Origin of the sequence: Pseudomonas sp. NPDC096925, assembly GCF_044762545.1 — a bacterium.
Classification (GTDB): Bacteria; Pseudomonadota; Gammaproteobacteria; order Pseudomonadales; family Pseudomonadaceae; genus Aquipseudomonas.
In genome coordinates, this window is record NZ_JBIWEM010000001.1 from 1085741 (window position 1) to 1104729 (window position 18989).

Sequence of the window (18989 nt, forward strand, 5' to 3'; positions counted from 1 at the left end):
CTTTGATGTTCGAGGAAGACAACGCGCAGTGGGGGCTGGTACACGCCCTGGTGCTCGATGGCAAAGGCGGCGCGCGCTCGATTGCCCGTACCGAGCTGGACGACTTGCAACTGCAACCCGAGCAGAGCCTGTGGCTGCACTGGGACCGCAGCCATCCGCAAACCCGCACCTGGCTGCTGCGCGACAGCGGCCTGAGTGCGTTCGCCTGCGAGCTGTTGCTGGAAGAAAACACCCGGCCGCGCCTGCTGCCCATGGCCGATGAGCAGCTGTTGCTGTTCCTGCGCGGGGTCAACCTCAACCCGGGTGCAGAGCCCGAGGACATGGTCTCGGTGCGCATCTTCGCCGAGGCGCAGCGGGTCATCTCGCTGCGCCTGCGGCCGTTGCGCGCCAGTGACGAGATTCTCCAGCAGCTTGAAGAGGGCAGGGGCCCGAAATCGGCTTCCGAGCTGTTGCTGCTGATGGGCGAACTGCTGACCGAAAAGGTTCAGGGCCTGGTAAGCGACCTGTCCGAACTGGTCGACCTGGAGGAAGAAAAGGTTGAATCCGACGAACGGTACACTCCGGAGAACGGCTGCCTGCAGCAGATCCGCCGGCGTGCCGCCGGTCTACGGCGTTTCCTTGCTCCTCAGCGGGAGATCTACGCCCAGCTGTCGCGTAGCAAATGGAGCTGGTTCGTCGATGCCGACGCCGATTACTGGAACGAGCTGAACAATAGCCTGATCCGCTACCTCGAAGAGCTGGAGCTGACCCGCGAGCGGGCCGCACTGGTGCTGGAAAGCCAGGATCGCCGGCGCAGCGAGCGGATGAACCGCACCATGTACCGCTTCGGCATCATCACCTGCATCTTCCTGCCCATGAGCTTCATCACCGGGCTGCTGGGCATCAATGTCGGGGGCATCCCGGGGGCGGAAAACCCCTATGGCTTCCTGTTTGCCTGCATCATCGTGCTGGGGCTGGCGGTGGGGCAGTGGTGGCTGTTCCGGCGGTTGCGGTGGGTCTAGAAATGTTCTGCCTGTTCTGGCCTCTTCGCGGGCACGCATTCATTTTGAAACACTCGTCCCAATGCGATGTGTGACCCATCGCCCGGCCATCTCGTCTCTGACTGACACTGCGCGAGGTGCCCATGCACGATCCGTTTGAAGAATCCCTGCGCGACCTGCTCAAGGCGTCACCCTCCGGCAATGACCGGGATGACCGGGACGACGCCGCTTGCCTGGGTCGCGTGCTGAAAACCGCCAACCGCCAGGTTGGCGCAGGTGATCTGTTCAGCCTGCTTGGCCGCTGGAGCCAGGCGCTGCTGATCGCCGTGAACAATGGCGCGGCGCATGTGGCGCCGGTGCGTCGACACTCTTCCCGCAACGCTGCCAACGGCAGCAAAGCAGATAAGGCCGATTGAATATGGAACTCGATCTCTGGACCCAGAGCCTGGTCACCGCCATGACTGCCCTTTGGACCAAGGTAGCGAACTTCATCCCCAACCTGTTCGGCGCGCTGGTCGTGGTGCTGCTCGGTTTCGTGGTGGCCAAGCTGCTCGACACGCTGCTGTCCAAACTGCTGGCCAAGTTCGGCCTGGACCGCCTGATGGCCGGCACCGGCCTGACCAAGATGCTCGGCCGGGTCGGTATCCAGGTACCGATCTCGACCCTGATCGGCAAGATCGTCTACTGGTTCGTGCTGCTCATCTTCCTGGTCTCGGCCGCTGAATCGCTGGGCCTGGAGCGGGTTTCGGCAACCCTCGACATGCTCGCCCTGTACCTGCCGAAGGTGTTCGGCGCAGCCCTGGTGCTGCTGGCCGGCGTGCTGCTGGCCCAGGTGGCCAACGGCCTGGTGCGCGGCGCTGCCGAAGGCATCGGCCTGGAATACTCGGCGGGCCTGGGGCGTATCACCCAGGGCCTGGTGATCATCATCAGTATCTCGGTGGCCATCAGCCAGCTGGAGGTGAAAACCGACCTGCTGAACCATGTGATCGTGATCGGGCTGATTACCGTTGGTCTGGCCGTTGCACTGGCAATGGGCCTTGGCAGCCGCGAAATCGCCGGGCAGATTCTGGCCGGCATCTACGTGCGCGAGCTGTACCAGGTGGGCCAGCAGGTGCGGATTGGAGAGGTCGAAGGGCATATCGAGGAGATCGGTACGGTGAAGACGACACTGCTGACCGATGATGGCGAACTGGTGTCGCTGTCCAACCGCGAGCTGCTTGAACAGCGAGTCAATAGCCGCTAACCGCACAAAGCTGTTAATGTATGCCGCCGCGAAAATCGACCCACGGGGTCGCGCGGCGACATTGACCTGACTGTCGGCCAGATCCGTTTTGAATAAAGTTCATTCGCCGCCCATGCGTTATGACCCCCGCGAGCTCACCGACGAAGAGTTGGTGGCGCGTTCGCATGAGGAGCTGTACCACGTTACCCGCGCCTATGAGGAGCTCATGCGGCGCTACCAACGGACCCTGTTCAACGTCTGTGCGCGTTATCTGGGGAACGACCGTGACGCGGACGATGTCTGTCAGGAAGTCATGTTGAAAGTGCTGTACGGGCTGAAGAACTTCGAGGGTAAGTCCAAGTTCAAGACCTGGCTCTACAGCATCACCTACAACGAATGCATTACCCAGTACCGCAAGGAGCGCCGTAAACGTCGGTTGATGGATGCCTTGAGTCTGGACCCTGTGGAAGAGGCGTCCGAAGACAAGGCTCCGAAGCCGGAAGAAAAAGGCGGGCTGGACAAATGGCTGGTGCATGTGAACCCGATTGACCGGGAAATCCTGGTGCTGCGTTTTGTCGCAGAGCTGGAATTTCAGGAAATCGCCGACATCATGCACATGGGCCTGAGCGCCACGAAAATGCGCTACAAGCGCGCGCTAGACAAGCTTCGGGAGAAATTTGCCGGCCTCGATGAAACTTAGTGGCCTGCAAATATCTCTAACGAACCGGCGAGTTCTGCTAGACTAGCCGTCGAGTTGTCCCCCTTGTTTGTGGTGGGACTGCTTAACTATCACCAGATGGGGATTTAACGGATGAAATTGAAAAACACCTTGGGCTTGGCCATTGGCTCGCTCGTCGCTGCTACTTCTTTCGGCGTTCTGGCTCAAGGCCAAGGCGCTGTAGAAATCGAAGGCAACGTTACCAAGCAGTACTACGACAGCGAACGTAACTTCAAGAACGACGGCACCAATCCTGGTGTTCGCCTGGGCTACTTCCTGACCGACGACGTTTCCCTGGACCTCGGCTACAACGAGACCCACAACGCTCGTGGTGAAGTCTTCAACAAAGACATCAAAGGTTCCAAGACCAAGCTCGACGCCACCTACCACTTCGGTACCGTGGGCGACGCTCTGCGTCCGTACGTTTCCGCCGGTTTCGCTCACGAGAGCCTGGGTCAGGCCACTCGTAGCGGCCGCGACCACTCCACCTTCGCCAACGTTGGCGCTGGCGCCAAGTGGTACATCACCGACATGTTCTTCGCCCGTGCCGGCGTAGAAGCCATGTACAACATCGACAACGGCAACACCGAGTGGGGTCCGACCGTTGGTGTTGGTCTGAACTTCGGCGGTAGCCCGAAGCAAGCTGAAGTCGCTCCGGCTCCAGTTGCCGAAGTGTGCTCCGACTCCGACAACGACGGCGTTTGCGACAACGTCGACAAGTGCCCTGACACCCCGGCCAACGTTACCGTTGACGCCGATGGCTGCCCGGCTGTTGCCGAAGTCGTTCGCGTTGAGCTGGACGTCAAGTTCGACTTCGACAAGTCGGTCGTCAAGCCAAACAGCTACGGCGACATCAAGAACCTGGCTGACTTCATGAAGCAGTACCCACAGACCACCACCACCGTGGAAGGTCACACTGACTCCGTCGGCCCAGACGCTTACAACCAGAAGCTGTCCGAGCGTCGTGCCAACGCTGTCAAGCAGGTCCTGACCCAGCAGTACGGCGTAGAATCCAGCCGTGTTGACTCGGTTGGCTACGGCGAAACCCGTCCGGTTGCCGACAACGCCACCGAAGAAGGCCGCGCTATCAACCGTCGCGTTGAAGCTCAGGTAGAAGCCCAGGCCAAGTAATTGGTTTGAAGCTTGATGAAAAACCCGGCCTCGGCCGGGTTTTTCTTTGCCTGGGATTTGTGGGGTGTGTGTCGGCCCTTTCGCGGGCTTGCCCGCTCCCACAGAGATTGCGCATAGCCTGCGGGATACGACGAACCTGTGGGAGCGGGCAAGCCCGCGAAGGGGCCTTTACAGGCACTGTATCATCCTGCAATTGCCACCAATTCCTGAACCACCTGTTCCCCAACCACCTCCCCAATCACCAATATCGCCGGGCTACGCAAGCCAAACCTCCGCGCATCCTCCACCATCCCCCGCACATCGCTCCTGCACTCCCGCTGCTGTGGCAACGATGCATTCTCGATCATCGCCACCGGCATCCCCGGTGCCATGCCGCCGTCCAGCAACCCTTGGCGTACCTGCTCCAGCCTGGCCACGCCCATGTACACCACCAGCGTCGTCCCGCCCTGGGCCAAGGCCGCCCAGTTCAGCTCGCTGTCGTCCTGGGTATGTGCCGTGACCAGCGTCACGCCTCGGCTCACACCCCGTGAGGTCAGGGAAATCCCGCATTGCGTGGCGCCGGCCAGGCCGGCGGTGATGCCGTTGACCACTTCCACCTCGATGCCATGTCCCTGCAGCCACAGCGCCTCTTCACCGCCACGGCCGAAGATGCACGGGTCGCCGCCCTTGAGCCGTACCACGCAGCGCCCTTGCCGCGCATGGCGCAGCATCAGGCGCTGGATGAACGCCTGCGGCGTAGAGCGGCAGCCGCCGCGCTTGCCCACGGCAATCACCCGGGCCTGCGGGCAATGCTCCAGCACCGCCGGGTTGACCAGGTCGTCGATCATCACCACGGCGGCTTGCTGCAAGGCGCGTACAGCCTTGAGGGTGAGCAGTTCGGGGTCACCAGGGCCAGCACCAACCAGCCAGACTTTTGCATTCATCAGGGTTTCCTCATCGGCAAGGCGCGTTCAGCCCTTGAGCAGGGTGAGCAGCAATATCAGGTTGAACAGCAAGGACAGCAGGGCCAGGGTGCGCCAGACCTTCAACGGCTCGCGCTCCAGCAATGGCCGTGGCCGGCTGGGCAGTTCCTGGCGGTCGCCACGTTCGAGCAGCAGCAACCAGTGTTCGGCGGTTTCGAAGCGTTGCGCCGGGTCGGCTGCCAGCGCCTGCTGCAGGTTGTGCTGCAGCCACTCCGGCAGGTCGGGGCGGTAGCGTGCGGCGTTGACCGGCTGACCGAAGCGCGGCCGCTGGAAGGCCTCCACCTCGCCGTACGGATAGTGGCCGGTCAGCAGGTGATAGAGCGTTACGCCCACGGCATACAAGTCCTGGCGTGGACTGGGCGGCAGGCCGTCGAACGCTTCCGGGGCAATGTATGACGGTGTGCCCGGCAACTCATGCTGCGGGTCTTCGGACAGGCCCGGGCAGTAAGCCAGGCCGAAGTCCAGCAGGCGCAGCTGGCCATCGCTGCCCAGGTGCAGGTTCTCTGGCTTGATGTCGCGGTGCAGCAGGTTGCGCCGGTGCAGTACGCCGACCGCCTGCAGCAGTTGCCGGGCCAGCTCCAGCCACTGCGGCATGGGCAGCGGGCCGTGTTCGGCCAGCAGCGCCGCCAGACTCTGGCCGGGGTATTCGCGCATCACGTAGTACAGGTGCTGGCGCTGGCTGGCTGCGTGCAGTTCGGGGAAGTGCCGGCCAGCGACCCGGCGCAGGAACCACTCTTCCAGCAACAGCCCTTGTGCTGCGCCGGGCTCCTGCTCGCGTGCGGCGGGCAGGGTCTTCAGCAGCCAGGCTTGGCCCTGGCCATCGCGCACCCGGTACAGCAGTGACTGGCGGCTGTGCGAAAGCAGCTTTTCGGCTTGCCAGCCATCGATGGCCTGGCCCTCACGCAGCGGGCCGGGCACCGGCCATTGCTGCAACTGCGCCAGGGTGTCACCCAGGTTGGCTGTGCCCAGTTGCTCGACCTGCACCAGCAAGGCGCTGGCGTTGTCCTGGCTGCCGTTGAAGTGCGCGCTGGCAACCAGGGTGTCGACGGCCAGTTGCAGGTCGGGTTGCTCGCGCAGCACCGCCTGGATGTGCTGGTCGCCCAGGCTGGCCCATACGCCATCACTCAGCAACAGAAAACGCTCGCCTGGCTGCAGCTCGCCTTCCAGATAATCCACCAGCAGCTGCTGGTCCAGGCCCAGCGCGCGCTTGAGCACATGCTGCATGCCGGGCTGGTCCCACACATGGTCTTTACTCAGGCACTGCAGGCGCCCGGCGTGCCAGCGATACACGCGGCAGTCGCCTACGTGTGCCAGGGTAAAGCGCCGGCCACGCAGCACCAGCGCGCTGAGGGTGGTCAGCAATGGCTGGCCGTTACCTTGGGCACGCAGCCAGCGGTTCTGCGCCAGCAGCAGGCGGTCGAGAGCCTGGGGCACGCTCCAGGTTGCGGGGGTAGCGTAGTAGTCCAGGGCCAGCGCCTGCAGGCTGGCCCGGGCTGCCAGGCCGCCATCGGCACATTGGCTGACGCCGTCGGCGAGGGCGAACAGGTAGCCCTTGCTGGCGGCCAGCTCCGGCGCCGGGGTAACCAGGCGCAGGGCGTCCTGGTTTTCCTCGCGTGGCCCGGTGGCGCTGGCCTGGGCAAAGCTCAGTTGCAGGCTCATGGCTGTGCCTCAGACCCGCGCCGCGGTAACCGCAGCCGAGCCCCAGGTGGTGCGCCAGCGCTGTTTCACGCCGTGCAGGCCGAACCAGGCCAGCAAGCCCAGGCTGGCGAACAGCCACAGCCCCAGTTGGTAGTCGCCGGTGTGCTGCTTGATGGTGCCAAGCCCGGCCGCCAGCAGGAAGCCTCCGATGCCGCCGGCCATGCCGATCAGCCCGGTCATCACCCCGATCTCCTGGCGGAAGCGTTGCGGCACCAGCTGGAACACCGCGCCATTGCCGGCGCCCAGGCCGAGCATGGCGCTGATGAACAGCGCCAGTGCGGCGGCTGCGCTGGGCAGGTTGAAGCCGACCGCCGCGATGCAGATGGCTGCCACGCTGTACATGCCCAGCAGGGTGCGGATGCCGCCGAAGCGGTCGGCCAAGGCGCCGCCGAGTGGGCGCATCAGGCTGCCGGCGAACACGCAGGCGGCGGTGTAGTAGCCGGCGGTGACCGGGCTCAGGCCATATTGGTCGCTGAAATAGCCGGGCAGGGCGCTGGCCAGGCCGATGAAGCCACCGAAGGTGACGCTGTAGAAGAACATGAACCACCAGCTGTCACGGTCGCCCAGGGCCTTGAGGTAGTCGGCCATGGCTTTTGGCTTGGGCCGCTGCGGAGCATTGCGTGCCAGCAGGGCGAATACCACCAGGGCCAGCGACAGCGGGATCAGCGCAAAGCCGAACACATTGTTCCAGCCAAAGCCTGCGGCCAGCGCCGGGGCCAGCAGGGCGGCGAACACCGTGCCGGAGTTGCCGGCACCGGCAATGCCCATGGCTTTGCCTTGGTGCTGTGGCGGGTACCACTGCGAGGCCAGCGGCAGTGACACGGCGAACGAAGCGCCGGCAAAGCCGAGAAACACGCCCAGCAGCAGCGCTTGTTCATAGCTGTGCACGCCCAGGTGCCAGGCAGCGGCGAGGGCGACGATGACTACCACCTGGCCGATCAACCCGGCGGTCTTGGGCGACAGGCGGTCGACCAGCACACCCATGGCGAAGCGCAGCACCGCCCCGGCCAGGATCGGCGTGGCCACCATCAGGCCCCGTTGTTGTGCGCTCAGTTGCAGATCGGCGGCAATTTGCACTGCCAGTGGGCCAAGCAGGTACCAGACCATGAAGCTGAGGTCGAAGTACAGGAACGCGGCGAACAGCGTGGGCACATGCCCGGATTTCCAGAAGCTGGTACTCATCGAACACCTCACTCGGCAATGCAGCGGAACGAAAAAGACGCCGCTACCCGCTCCACGGGGGTGGAGGGGAGAGCGACGTCTTTGTCGGGGATTAAGTGGGGCAACCGCCGTTGGCTACCGGTGATATTTGTTCAGCAAGAGATGGGCCAACTCAAGACATGGGGCAACTGTTGGCAGAGGCTGGCATGACATTTTTGTTGCCTGTGAAAGTCTCATGCCAGTCCCGTCACCCCAGCATCTCGTGCATGGCAATGATCTGCTCGGCCACCTGGATCAGCTTCTGCTGCCGGCTCATGGCCTGGCGGCGCATCAGGGTGTAGGCCTGCTCTTCGTTGCAGTCCTTCATCTTCATCAGCAAACCCTTGGCCTGCTCGATGCGCTTGCGCTCAGCCAGTTGCTGGTCGCGAGCAAGCAGCTGCGCCTTCAGCGCCTGGTCACTTTCGAAACGCGCCATGGCCACGTCCAGGATCGGCTGCAGCCGCGCGGCATGGATGCCTTCGACAATGTAGGCGCTGACCCCCGCCTGGATCGCCTGGCGCATCACCCCCGGGTCGTGCTCGTCGGTGAACAGCACGATGGGCCGCGGCTGGTCACGGCTGACCAGCACCACCTGTTCCATCACATCGCGGTCTGGTGAATCGGTATCGATCAGCACTACGTCCGGGCGCACCGTTTCGACGCAGGCGGGCAGGTCGATGGTCAGGTCTGGCGCTTCGATGACCTCGAAGCCGGCCTCGCTCAATGCCGCCTTGAGGCGGCCGAGTTTGCTCCGGGTGTCGTCGATCAGCAGGATGCGCAACATGGTGGTCCCCCTCACGCGCCGACACGGGCATCGGGCAGGTCGCCCAGGGCATGCAGGCTGAAACTGCGGGCATAACCGTAGGGGTCGCTGCCGTCCCAGCGGCTGCCGTCGATCAACAGGCTGCTGCGCATCGGCTGCTCGGGGCAGGCCACGCCCAGGCTTTGTGCTGCCTCGCCATAGAGTGCCAACTGCTGGACCTGGCGTGCCACGCCGAGATAGTCGGGGTCTTCGCGCAGCAGGCCCCAGCGGCGGAACTGGGTCATGAACCACATGCCGTCGGACAGGTACGGCAGGTTGGCCCGGCCGTGGTCGTGCAGGCGCAGGGCGTGCGGATCTTGCCAGTGGTTGCCCAGGCCATCGTGATAGCTGCCGAGCAGGCGTGGTTCGATACTCGCCAGCGGGGTGTCTAGGTAGGCGCTGCCGCTGAGCAGTTGCGCAGTGCTGCGGCGGTTTTCCGGGCTTTGCTCAATGAAGCGGCTGGCCGCGAGGACCGCCTTGATCAGCGCGCGGGCGCTGTTGGGGTATTGCTCGGTGAAGGTGCGGGCGCAGGCCAGGACCTTTTCCGGGTGGTCCGGCCAGATCGACTGGCTGGTGGCCAGGGTGAAGCCTTGGCCCGTGGCCACTGCATCGGCGGCCCAGGGTTCGCCCACGCAGAAGCCGTCGATGCGCCCGGCCTGGATATGCGCGGCCATTTGCGCCGGCGGCACCACCACGCTGTCGACATCGCGCAGTGGGTGGATGCCCTGGCTGGCCAGCCAGTAATACAGCCACATGGCGTGGGTGCCGGTGGGGAAGGTCTGGGCGAAGGTGAGGCGTGCGCCATGCTGGTGCACCAGGCGCGCCAATGCTTCAGGGTTGGTCACGCCTTTGCGTTGCAGGGCCGGGGACAGGTTGATGGCCTGGGCGTTCTGGTTCAGCCCCATGAGCACGGCCATGGCACTGGCCGGTACACCGCCGATGCCCAGGTGCACGGCGTAGACCAGGCCATACAGGCAGTGCGCGGCATCCAGCTCGCCGCTGACCAGCTTGTCGCGCAGCCCGGCCCAGGAACCCTGGCGCTTGAGGTTGAGGGTAAGGCCGTGCTGCTGGGCGAAGCCCTGGGTGGCGGCGACTACCACCGAGGCGCAGTCGGTCAGGGCCATGTAGCCGATGTTCAGGCTGGGCTTTTCCGGCGCGTCGCTGCCGTTGACCCAGGCCAGGGGCGTTGCTCGGGGTACAGTGTTCACAAGGTTCCTCGCCCGTACTGATAAGGCTGTGGGCTTCTTCGGTGCAACCGATGTGCCATCTGGCTTCATCGCCGGTAAGCCAGCTCCCGCAGGTACAGCGCAGGTTTCAGCCCTTGTGTTGTCCCTGTGGGAGCCGGCTTGCCGGCGATGGGCTGCGCAGCAGCCCCACGATTTGCTGTCATGCCAGCCCCACGCTGGCTATAATCGCCCCCTCACTCACCCCGAGCCTTGCCCGCCCATGTATACCCTGGCCCGCCAGCTGCTGTTCAAGCTTTCCCCGGAAACCTCCCACGACCTGTCCCTGGACCTGATCGGCGCCGGTGGCCGTCTCGGCCTCAACGGCATGCTGTGCAAGCAGCCGGCGGCTTTGCCTGTTACGGTCATGGGCTTGAACTTCGCCAACCCGGTGGGCCTGGCGGCCGGCCTGGACAAGAACGGCGCGGCCATCGACGGTTTCGCCCAGCTGGGCTTCGGCTTCGTCGAAATCGGCACCGTCACCCCGCGCCCGCAGCCGGGCAACCCCAAGCCACGGCTGTTCCGCCTGCCGGAGGCTACGGCCATCATCAACCGCATGGGCTTCAACAACCTGGGCGTTGATCACCTGCTTGGCCGGGTGCGGGCTGCGCGTTACAACGGCGTGCTGGGCATCAACATCGGCAAGAATTTCGACACTCCGGTGGAGCGTGCCGTCGATGACTACCTGATCTGCCTGGACAAGGTGTACACCGCCGCCAGCTACATCACGGTCAACGTCAGTTCGCCAAACACCCCGGGCCTGCGCAGCCTGCAGTTCGGCGATTCGCTCAAGCAGTTGCTCGATGCCCTGGCCGAGCGCCGCGAGCAGCTGGCCGGCACGCATGGCAAGCGCGTGCCGCTGGCAATCAAGATTGCCCCGGACATGAGCGATGAAGAAACCGCCCTGGTGGCCGCCGCACTGATGGAATCGGGCATGGATGCGGTGATCGCAACCAACACCACGCTGGGGCGTGAAGGTGTCGAAGGGCTGCCGTACGGTGGCGAGGCGGGCGGCCTGTCGGGCGCGCCGGTGCTGGAGAAGAGCACCCATATCGTCAAGGTGCTGGCGGGTGAGCTGGGCGGCAAGCTGCCGATCATTGCCGCGGGTGGCATTACCGAAGGCCGCCATGCCGCCGAGAAAATCGCTGCCGGGGCGAGCCTGGTGCAGATATACTCCGGCTTCATTTACAAGGGGCCGGCGTTGATTCGCGAGGCGGTGGACGCTATCGCAGCAATGTCCAGGTAACCTGACAGGCCAATGCGCGGGTAAACCCGCTCCTACTGGTATTGCACAGCGCTTGAAGGCAGCAGGGCATCTGTGGGAGCGGGTTTACCCGCGAAAGGGCCGGCGCATTTGATAACATTTGCCAAGGCATAAAAAAGGGCCCCATCAAGGGGCCCCTGGGCCTTCGCCCGCCGCCCGGATAGGGCGTGCATGGTGAATCGAATTCAGTGTCCTCGTTCAGCCAACGGCGTGATTTTCGTTGAGTCTATGGATGCCAGCGGTGCCAGTCATTCCGTCCCAGTTATCACCGCGACCTTCGCGCCAGCCGTTGATCCAGGCTTGGCGAACAGAAGGAAGATTGAAGGGGCAAAGTTCGCGGGATTTGCCGGTGACCCCGTATTGGTAGCCACGTGAATATGCTCTTTCCAACGGATCACGCTTAAGTCTTCTCATAGGGTGTTGCCCTCACTTGTTGACTGTAATGTCCCGTCGGCCTCTCCGAGGCCGGGCAGAGTCTTTCTGCCGGTGTGCGCTCGCTGCCGGCGTGGCGAGCTGAAAGTGCCACCTCGTTGCGAAGTGGCCTGAGACCAGTTCTATCGAATGCGAGTCACGGTGTGAATGATCGATTTGTCATAAGCACGTAACCTTTCCAAGGGTGAGGGGATAAGTAAATAAATGCGACTCAACCTTGTTTAGCGTTGAGCCCGCTATGATCGGGGTTTGCCGATCATTGACGTCATTTCGCCAGCGGTGCTTGCAGATGACAGAAATAATTTGAAATGCGACGAAGGGTCACATCGGCCCCGGTATCGCCAGAATTTTTCGTACTGCCTGATGATCTAAGCTGTCTTTGCCACTGGGCCAAGCGCAGATCGGTCAGGCGGCCCGGCCTTTCATCGCGCACTCGCGTGCCGGGAAAGGCCACCCGCACGCCTGCTGGAAAGGTGTGCGGGCAAACATCGCGGGGTGATGCGTTGCCCCGTCAGTCAAATAGCCCAAGGCGCTGGATTACTCATGTCGGACCGTTTCGAACTTTACCTCACTTGCCCCAAAGGCCTTGAAGGCCTGCTTGCCGAAGAGGCCCGGGGCCTCGGCCTGGACGACGTGCGTGAGCACACCTCGGCCATTCGCGGCGCCGCCGACATGGAAACCGCGTACCGCCTGTGCCTGTGGTCACGCTTGGCCAACCGAGTGCTGCTGGTACTCAAGCGCTTCTCCATGAAGAACGCCGACGACCTCTACGACGGTGTGCATGCGGTCGACTGGGCCGATCACCTGGCAGCCGACGGCACCCTGGCGGTGGAGTTCAGCGGTCATGGTTCGGGCATCGACAACACCCACTTCGGTGCGCTGAAGGTCAAGGATGCGATTGTCGACAAGCTGCGCAACCGCGAAGGCCTGCGCCCATCGGTGGAAAAGATCGACCCTGATGTGCGCGTGCACCTGCGCCTGGACCGTGGCGAAGCCATTCTGTCCCTCGACCTCTCCGGGCACAGCCTGCACCAGCGTGGTTACCGCCTGCAGCAAGGCGCCGCGCCGCTGAAGGAAAACCTGGCGGCGGCAGTACTGATCCGCGCCGGCTGGCCGCGCATTGCCGCTGAAGGTGGCGCACTGGCCGACCCGATGTGCGGTGTGGGTACCTTCCTGGTCGAAGCGGCGATGATCGCTGCCGATATCGCGCCCAACCTCAAGCGTGAACGCTGGGGCTTCAGTGCCTGGCTCGGCCATGTGCCGGCGTTGTGGCGCAAGGTGCATGACGAAGCGCAGGCGCGGGCACAGGCCGGCCTGGCCAAGCCACCGCTGTGGATCCGTGGCTACGAGGCCGACCCGCGGCTGATCCAGCCAGGCCGCAACAACGTCGAGCGTGCCGGCCTGGGCGACTGGGTGAAGATCTACCAGGGCGAGGTCAGCACCTTCGAGCCGCGCCCGGACCAGAACCAGAAAGGCCTGGTCATCAGCAACCCGCCCTATGGCGAGCGCCTGGGTGATGAAGCCAGCCTGCTGTACCTCTACCAGAACCTCGGCGAGCGCCTGCGCCAGGCCTGCATGGGCTGGGAGGCGGCGGTGTTCACCGGCGCGCCGCAGCTGGGCAAGCGCATGGGTATTCGCAGCCACAAGCAGTATGCGTTCTGGAACGGCGCCTTGCCGTGCAAGCTGCTGCTGTTCAAGGTGCAGCCTGACCAGTTCGTCACCGGCGAGCGCCGCGAGGCGCAGCCTGAAGGCGCGGAAATCCGCCAGCAGGCAGCGCTGGCCAGCGAGCCGGCGCGCCTGTCGGAAGGGGCGCAGATGTTCGCCAACCGCCTGCAGAAAAACCTCAGGCAACTGGGCAAGTGGGCTCGCCGCGAGCAGGTCGATTGCTACCGCTTGTACGATGCCGACATGCCCGAGTATGCCCTGGCGGTCGACCTGTACCAGGACTGGGTGCACGTACAGGAATACGCCGCGCCACGTTCGGTCGACCCGGACAAGGCCCAGGCGCGCCTGCTCGACGCGCTGGCAGCGATCCCGCAGGCCCTGGGCATTGCGCCGCAGCGTGTAGTGCTCAAGCGTCGCGAGCGGCAGAGCGGCACGCGCCAGTACGAGCGCCAGGCTACCGAGGGCCGCTTCCAGGAAGTGAGCGAAGGTGGCGTCAAGCTGCTGGTCAACCTCACCGACTACCTCGATACCGGCCTGTTCCTCGACCATCGCCCGATGCGCATGCGCATCCAGCGCGAAGCCGCTGGCAAGCGCTTCCTCAACCTGTTCTGCTACACCGCCACGGCCACCGTGCATGCAGCCAAGGGTGGCGCGCGCAGCACCACCAGCGTCGACCTGTCGAAAACCTACCTGGACTGGGCGCGGCGAAACCTGGCGCTCAATGGCTTCTCCGAGCGCAACCGCCTGGAGCAGGGCGATGTGATGGCCTGGCTGGAAGGCAACCGCGACAGCTACGATCTGATCTTCATCGACCCGCCGACCTTCTCCAACTCCAAGCGCATGGAAGGCGTGTTCGACGTGCAGCGTGACCACGTGCAACTGCTGGACCTGGCCATGGCCCGACTGGCGCCCGGTGGCGTGCTGTACTTCTCCAACAACTTCCGCAAGTTCCAGCTGGACGAGCACCTGATGGCACGTTACGCGGTGGAGGAAATCACGGCCCAGACCCTGGACCCCGACTTCGCCCGCAATAACCGCATCCATCGGGCCTGGCGTTTGCAGCTTCGGTGAGGCGACGAGGTACATTGCGCGGCTAATGGCCAATAGCTATAACTGAGGGCAGGGCAAGATAATCCGCAGGACGCTGACGTGACGAGATGGGTGTATGTCAAAGGGTGGCGTGCGTGCGCGGTTGCTTGGCCTGTGCACAGAGGCCGTGCCCGCCTGGGGGGCGGCGTTGGTCGCCCTGGTTGCGGGCGGCCTGTTGACGAGCGTACTGGCCCTTGCCGCGCAAACCTTCTACAAGCAGCAGCTGCGTCAGCGCTTCGAGTTGCTGGCCAGCGAGCGTTTCAGCCTAATCGCCGAGCGGTTTGACGAACAGCAGCAGCGCCTGGATGGGCTGCGGCGGTTTTTCAGCTTTTCCAACGCAATCACTCCACACGAGTTCGACGGCTACGCCCGCCCATTGCTGCAGCGGACCCTGGCCTACGCCTGGGCGCCGCGTGTCGAAGCCGCGCAACGCGACGAGTTCGAGCGCCAGGCCAGTGCGCATTCCGGCCCGGGCTATGTGATCCGCGACCAGGATGAGCAAGGCCAGTGGCGCCCATCCCCCCAGCGCGACCATTACTTCCCGGTACTCTATAGCCAGTCGGGTGAATTGCCCGGGCTGCCCTATGGGCTGGACCTCGCCGGCCAGGAGGTGCCCCTGGCGGCTTTGGCGCGGGCGCTGGGGCCGGGCAGCATGGCGGTGTCCGAGCCGCTGGGCATGTTCGATACCAGCTCGGATGCGCGTGGCCTGCTGATGGTGGCGCCAGTGTTTTCCGATGCCAACCCCCGCGGCTCGGCAGTGGGCTATGTAATGGCCTTGCTGAGCATGCGTGAGCTGGCCAGTGACGGGCGCCCGGTGGCGACAGACGACAACCTGGTCGTACGCATCGTCGACCCCACCGGGCGGAATGGCCCCGAAGTGATGTTCGATTCGCAGAACCCGCTCGCACCCTTGGAGCTGGCCAGCAACCAACTGTTGCACTTGGCTGACCGCCACTTCCAACTGAGTATCCGGCCGAGCCTGGCCTTCGTGCAGGCCAACCGTTCCTCTGCGGTGTTGGCGGTGAGCCTGCTTGGCGGCTTGTTGAGCCTGCTGCTCAGCGTCTTGCTCTACAGCCTGTTCAGCCAGCGCCAGCGCGCCCTGGCCCTGGTCGAGCAGCGCACCGCCGAACTGCGGGTCAGCGAGCAGTCCCTGCGTGGCACCCACAACCAGCTGCGCAGCGTGCTGGATGCTGCAACCCAGGTGGCGATCATCGCCACCAACCTCAAGGGTGTGGTCAGCACCTTCAACGCCGGCGCCGAGCGCATGCTCGGCTACCCGGCCAGCGAGGCGATCGGCCAGCTGCGCCTGGAGGACCTGGTGCTGCCCGAGGAGTTGAGCCGGCGTGCCCATGCCTTGAGCCTGCGTTACGGCCGGCCGATTGCAGGCGGCCAGGCCATGTTTGCCGAAACGGTGCAGGAGCATGGCGCCGAGCCGGGGGAGTGGACCTTGGTGCGCGCCGACGGCAGCCAACTGGTGGCCAACATGCTGGTCACCGCCATGCTCGATGAACACGGATTGTGGATTGGCTACCTGGCGATCTGCATCGATGTCACTGAACGGCGTCGGGTGCATGAGGCGCTGGCGGCGCGTGACCGCCTTCTGGAGAAGCTCAGTGCCGAGGTACCGGGGGGCATCTACCAGTACCGCCTGGATGGCAACGGCCATTCCTGCTTTCCGTACGCCAGCATGGGCCTGTACGACATCTACGAAGTCGACCTGCAGCAGTTGCGCGAGGATGCCACGGTGGTGTTCGAGCGCATCCACCCGGATGACCTGGAGCGTGTGCGCCGGTCGGTGCGTTACTCGGCAGAACACCTGTCGCCCTGGCGCGAAGAATACCGTGTCTGCCTGCCGCGTGCCGGGTTGCGCTGGGTGCGTGGCGAGGCGACGCCGGAAGTGGGCGAGCAGGGCTGCACCTTGTGGCACGGCTACCTGACGGACATCTCCGACCTCAAGGGCGTGGAGGAAGAGTTGCGTGCGCTGTCGGTGACCGACTCGCTGACCGGTATCCATAACCGCCGCTATTTCCAGGAGCGGCTCAAGTTCGAACTGGAGCGGGCCCAGCGCGACGGCCTGGCGCTGGCGGTGATCATGCTTGACATCGATCACTTCAAGCGCATCAACGACCGCTTCGGCCACGCCGCCGGCGACCACGTGCTGCGCAGCCTGTGCCTGCGTATCGGCCAGCGTCTACGGCGTACCGATGTGTTCTGCCGGTTGGGTGGCGAGGAATTCATGGTGTTGTGCCCGGGTAGCGATGCCGAGCAGGCGCGGCTGCTGGCGCTGGAACTGTGGCAAGGGGTGCGCGATGTTCCAGTGGAAGGCGTGGGTAAGGTGACCGCGAGTTTTGGTGTGGCCGGCTGGCGACCGGGGGAAGGGGCCGATGCCTTGTTGTTGCGGGCTGATGCAGGGGTGTATGCGGCCAAGCAGGGCGGGCGGGACCGGGTGGAGGGGGAGTTGGCCTGAGCGTTCGCGGTTGTCGGTACCGGCCCTTTCGCGGCTAAAGCCGCTCTCACAGGTACAGCGCAGGGTTCAAGACCTGTGATGTACCTGTGGGAGCGGCTTTAGCCGCGAAGAGGCCGGTACTGGCTGACGATCAGTTGGCTGCCGTGCTGCCGGCCAGTTTCGGCTGGCGGTAAAGGTCCAGCAGCACCTGGTCGAGTACCTGCGAGGCGCCCCATGGTTTCGGGTCGTTGAGGATCGCCGCCACCGCCCAGGTATGGCCGTTGCTGTCACGGCTGAAGCCGGCAATCGCCCGCACGGTATTCAGCGTGCCGGTCTTGATGTGCCCTTCACCGGTCATGGCGGTGCGCTTCAGGCGCTTGCGCATGGTGCCGTCCATGCCCACCAGCGGCATCGAGCTCATGAACTCGGCAGCATAGGGGCTTTTCCAGGCGGCCTGCAGCATGGCGGCCATTTCCCGGGTGCTGACCCGTTCGGCGCGCGACAGGCCGGAGCCGTTTTCCATCACCAGGTGCGGTGCGGTAATGCCTTTCTTCGCCAGCCACTGGCGCACCACGCGCTGGGCGGCGCGGGCGTCGTCACCATCGGCATCGGTGCGGAACTGCGCGCCAAGGCTCAGGAACAGCTGCTGGGCCATGGTGTTGTTGCTGTACTTGTTGATGTCGCGGATCACTTCCACCAGGTCTGGCGAGAAGGCGCGGGCCAACAGGCGTGCGCCCTTGGGAACGTTCTCGAAGCGGTCGCCACCCTGGATGCTGCCACCCAGTTCGTTCCAGATCGCGCGCACGGCACCGGCGGCGTAGGTCGGGTGGTCGAGCAGCGACAGGTAGGTCTGCGAGTTGCAGCCGTCACCCAGCTGGCCGCTGACCGTTACGCTGATGCCATCGGCCTGTTGCACCGGGTTGTAGCGCACATCTCCCGAGCATTGTTTGGAGGCCACGGCCTTGACCTGGTTGTCGATGCGGATGCTGGCAATCGGCGGTTCGACCGCGATGGTGACCTTGCCGCCATCGTTGCGAGCCACGAAGCGCAGGGCCTTGAGGTTGACCAGCAGCGAGTCGGGCTTGACCAGGAACGGCTTGTTCTCATCGCCGCCATCGTCGTTGAACTGCGGCAGGTTGGGCTGCACGAAGTGGCTGCGGTCCAGCACCAGGTCGCCGGTGATGGTGCGCACGCCATTGGCGCGCAGGTCACGCATCAGCAACCACAGTTTTTCCATGTTCAGTTTGGGGTCGCCGCCACCTTTGAGGTACAGGTTACCGTTGAGTACACCGTTGCTCAGGGTACCGTCGGTGTAGAACTCGGTTTTCCACTGGAAGGTCGGGCCGAGCAGTTCGAGGGCGGCGTAGGTAGTGACCAGTTTCATGGTCGAGGCCGGGTTCACCGAGACATCGGCATTGAACACGGTCGGTGTGCCGGGGCCGTCCAGTGGCAGCATCACCAGCGACAGGGCCGAATCCTGCAGCTTGTTGGCCTTGAGGGCCTGCTGCACTTTGACAGGCAGCGTGGTATTGACGGCGGCGGCCTGGCTGGGCAGGGCGAGTGGCAACAACAGGCCGGCAAGAACGAGGGGACGAAGCGTTTTGATCATAATGAATAAATACCCTACGGCGAGGGAAAAGGGCATTGGGGCTGTAAGGGATGATGGCCCCAGGATGAAAGAATACGCATTATGCCCCAAGCGCAGCGACGATGCGCCACGTTCGACGGAAAAGCACGCCAATAAAAAAGGCCACCCGTAGGGGTGGCCTTTTCAGCGATCGAGCCGGGCCGGAACTACTCGGCCTTGTTGATCGGCTTTTCCGGATACCAGGCGTCCAGCAGCGGGCTGACTTCGATCTTGGTCAGTTCGCTGCGGCCTTTGAGCCAGGCTTCAACGGCTGCACGCTGTTCTTCGCTGACCGAGCCGCGTTTGACCGAGCACACCAGGCCGAAATCGTCACCGCCTACATAGTCCAGGCCATTGGCATCCATGGCTTCTGCCAGGAACGCGTCGAGGAAAGCATCGATTGCCTGGTCGTCCAGATCTTCCTTGAACTCCAGGTTCAGCTCGAAGCCCAATTCCTGAAACTCGTCGACACACAGCTTCTTGCGTAGGCGACGGGAGCGGTTTGTGGCCATGAAACAATCCTCTTAGGT

General features: G+C 64.0%; 16 protein-coding genes. 8 read left to right on the forward strand and 8 right to left on the reverse strand.

The genetic code is table 11. The annotated features are described in order from the left end of the window. Positions 1–5 precede the first annotated feature (5 nt). The 5 genes from ACIQYU_RS05210 (at position 6) to ACIQYU_RS05230 (ending at position 4051) form a co-directional block, all read left to right on the forward strand. Positions 6–1001, forward strand: coding sequence for a zinc transporter ZntB (locus ACIQYU_RS05210; RefSeq protein ID WP_207831759.1), 996 nt, complete (start codon positions 6–8; stop codon positions 999–1001). A gap of 122 nt (positions 1002–1123) precedes the next feature. Further along, a complete protein-coding gene (locus tag ACIQYU_RS05215) occupies positions 1124–1396 on the forward strand; it encodes a hypothetical protein (RefSeq protein ID WP_004376140.1) in 273 nt (90 codons plus the stop codon). Positions 1397–1398: 2 nt separating this feature from the next. Further along, complete coding sequence (locus ACIQYU_RS05220; RefSeq protein WP_004376138.1) at positions 1399–2223, forward strand: mechanosensitive ion channel family protein; 825 nt, start codon at positions 1399–1401, stop codon at positions 2221–2223. A 112-nt stretch (positions 2224–2335) separates the two neighbouring features. Then, positions 2336–2902 (forward strand): RNA polymerase sigma factor SigX, encoded by a 567-nt coding sequence (sigX, locus tag ACIQYU_RS05225; protein ID WP_003248665.1) that lies wholly within the window; start codon positions 2336–2338, stop codon positions 2900–2902. A 111-nt stretch (positions 2903–3013) separates the two neighbouring features. After that, positions 3014–4051, forward strand: coding sequence for an OmpA family protein (locus ACIQYU_RS05230; protein ID WP_063913856.1), 1038 nt, complete (start codon positions 3014–3016; stop codon positions 4049–4051). A gap of 182 nt (positions 4052–4233) precedes the next feature. On the opposite strand, the gene cobA is transcribed toward ACIQYU_RS05230, so the two are convergent. The 5 genes from cobA to ACIQYU_RS05255 form a co-directional block, all read right to left on the reverse strand. Next, positions 4234–4974, reverse strand: coding sequence for a uroporphyrinogen-III C-methyltransferase (gene cobA, locus ACIQYU_RS05235; protein ID WP_207831757.1), 741 nt, complete (start codon positions 4972–4974; stop codon positions 4234–4236). Between the two features lie 27 nt (positions 4975–5001). Beyond that, complete coding sequence (locus tag ACIQYU_RS05240; protein WP_207831755.1) at positions 5002–6672, reverse strand: bifunctional protein-serine/threonine kinase/phosphatase; 1671 nt, start codon at positions 6670–6672, stop codon at positions 5002–5004. Between the two features lie 9 nt (positions 6673–6681). Then, positions 6682–7893 (reverse strand): NarK/NasA family nitrate transporter, encoded by a 1212-nt coding sequence (locus tag ACIQYU_RS05245; RefSeq protein WP_063913859.1) that lies wholly within the window; start codon positions 7891–7893, stop codon positions 6682–6684. Between the two features lie 226 nt (positions 7894–8119). Continuing rightward, the gene (locus tag ACIQYU_RS05250) at positions 8120–8695 is read right to left on the reverse strand and encodes an ANTAR domain-containing response regulator (protein WP_207831753.1); all 576 of its coding nucleotides are present in this window, start codon (positions 8693–8695) and stop codon (positions 8120–8122) included. 11 nt (positions 8696–8706) lie between these two features. Next, positions 8707–9921, reverse strand: coding sequence for a CmpA/NrtA family ABC transporter substrate-binding protein (locus ACIQYU_RS05255; protein WP_333957644.1), 1215 nt, complete (start codon positions 9919–9921; stop codon positions 8707–8709). A 238-nt stretch (positions 9922–10159) separates the two neighbouring features. Here ACIQYU_RS05255 and ACIQYU_RS05260 point away from each other — a divergent pair, with 238 nt between their 5' ends. Beyond that, positions 10160–11182: a quinone-dependent dihydroorotate dehydrogenase gene (locus ACIQYU_RS05260; RefSeq protein ID WP_207831749.1), complete on the forward strand. Its 1023-nt coding sequence runs from the start codon at positions 10160–10162 to the stop codon at positions 11180–11182. Positions 11183–11398: 216 nt separating this feature from the next. Here the strand turns inward: ACIQYU_RS05260 and rmf are convergent, their stop codons facing one another. After that, positions 11399–11614, reverse strand: coding sequence for a ribosome modulation factor (gene rmf / locus ACIQYU_RS05265; RefSeq protein ID WP_003248687.1), 216 nt, complete (start codon positions 11612–11614; stop codon positions 11399–11401). Between the two features lie 561 nt (positions 11615–12175). On the opposite strand from rmf, the gene rlmKL reads away from it, so the two are divergent. Beyond that, positions 12176–14368: a bifunctional 23S rRNA (guanine(2069)-N(7))-methyltransferase RlmK/23S rRNA (guanine(2445)-N(2))-methyltransferase RlmL gene (gene rlmKL, locus ACIQYU_RS05270; RefSeq protein ID WP_207831748.1), complete on the forward strand. Its 2193-nt coding sequence runs from the start codon at positions 12176–12178 to the stop codon at positions 14366–14368. A 94-nt stretch (positions 14369–14462) separates the two neighbouring features. After that, positions 14463–16853 (forward strand): diguanylate cyclase, encoded by a 2391-nt coding sequence (locus ACIQYU_RS05275; protein WP_402798448.1) that lies wholly within the window; start codon positions 14463–14465, stop codon positions 16851–16853. Positions 16854–16983: 130 nt separating this feature from the next. On the opposite strand, the gene dacB is transcribed toward ACIQYU_RS05275, so the two are convergent. Next, on the reverse strand, positions 16984–18441 hold the full coding sequence (dacB, locus tag ACIQYU_RS05280; protein WP_063913864.1) for a D-alanyl-D-alanine carboxypeptidase/D-alanyl-D-alanine-endopeptidase: 1458 nt from the start codon (positions 18439–18441) through the stop codon (positions 16984–16986). A gap of 185 nt (positions 18442–18626) precedes the next feature. Continuing rightward, positions 18627–18971, reverse strand: a complete 345-nt coding sequence (locus tag ACIQYU_RS05285) for a YggL family protein (protein ID WP_004376110.1) — start codon at positions 18969–18971, stop codon at positions 18627–18629. Positions 18972–18989: the final 18 nt, after the last annotated feature.

What these genes read in the sequence shown, in the direction of transcription:
- dacB (WP_063913864.1), bottom strand. Translation starts at nt 18,441, where the DNA reads ATGATCAAAACGCTTCGTCCCCTCGTTCTTGCCGGCCTGTTGTTGCCA.
- ACIQYU_RS05215 (WP_004376140.1), top strand. Translation starts at nt 1,124, where the DNA reads ATGCACGATCCGTTTGAAGAATCCCTGCGCGACCTGCTCAAGGCGTCA.
- ACIQYU_RS05285 (WP_004376110.1), bottom strand. Translation starts at nt 18,971, where the DNA reads ATGGCCACAAACCGCTCCCGTCGCCTACGCAAGAAGCTGTGTGTCGAC.
- rlmKL (WP_207831748.1), top strand. Translation starts at nt 12,176, where the DNA reads ATGTCGGACCGTTTCGAACTTTACCTCACTTGCCCCAAAGGCCTTGAA.
- ACIQYU_RS05220 (WP_004376138.1), top strand. Translation starts at nt 1,399, where the DNA reads ATGGAACTCGATCTCTGGACCCAGAGCCTGGTCACCGCCATGACTGCC.
- ACIQYU_RS05275 (WP_402798448.1), top strand. Translation starts at nt 14,463, where the DNA reads ATGTCAAAGGGTGGCGTGCGTGCGCGGTTGCTTGGCCTGTGCACAGAG.
- ACIQYU_RS05250 (WP_207831753.1), bottom strand. Translation starts at nt 8,695, where the DNA reads ATGTTGCGCATCCTGCTGATCGACGACACCCGGAGCAAACTCGGCCGC.
- cobA (WP_207831757.1), bottom strand. Translation starts at nt 4,974, where the DNA reads ATGAATGCAAAAGTCTGGCTGGTTGGTGCTGGCCCTGGTGACCCCGAA.
- rmf (WP_003248687.1), bottom strand. Translation starts at nt 11,614, where the DNA reads ATGAGAAGACTTAAGCGTGATCCGTTGGAAAGAGCATATTCACGTGGC.
- sigX (WP_003248665.1), top strand. Translation starts at nt 2,336, where the DNA reads ATGCGTTATGACCCCCGCGAGCTCACCGACGAAGAGTTGGTGGCGCGT.
- ACIQYU_RS05245 (WP_063913859.1), bottom strand. Translation starts at nt 7,893, where the DNA reads ATGAGTACCAGCTTCTGGAAATCCGGGCATGTGCCCACGCTGTTCGCC.
- ACIQYU_RS05260 (WP_207831749.1), top strand. Translation starts at nt 10,160, where the DNA reads ATGTATACCCTGGCCCGCCAGCTGCTGTTCAAGCTTTCCCCGGAAACC.
- ACIQYU_RS05230 (WP_063913856.1), top strand. Translation starts at nt 3,014, where the DNA reads ATGAAATTGAAAAACACCTTGGGCTTGGCCATTGGCTCGCTCGTCGCT.
- ACIQYU_RS05210 (WP_207831759.1), top strand. Translation starts at nt 6, where the DNA reads ATGTTCGAGGAAGACAACGCGCAGTGGGGGCTGGTACACGCCCTGGTG.
- ACIQYU_RS05240 (WP_207831755.1), bottom strand. Translation starts at nt 6,672, where the DNA reads ATGAGCCTGCAACTGAGCTTTGCCCAGGCCAGCGCCACCGGGCCACGC.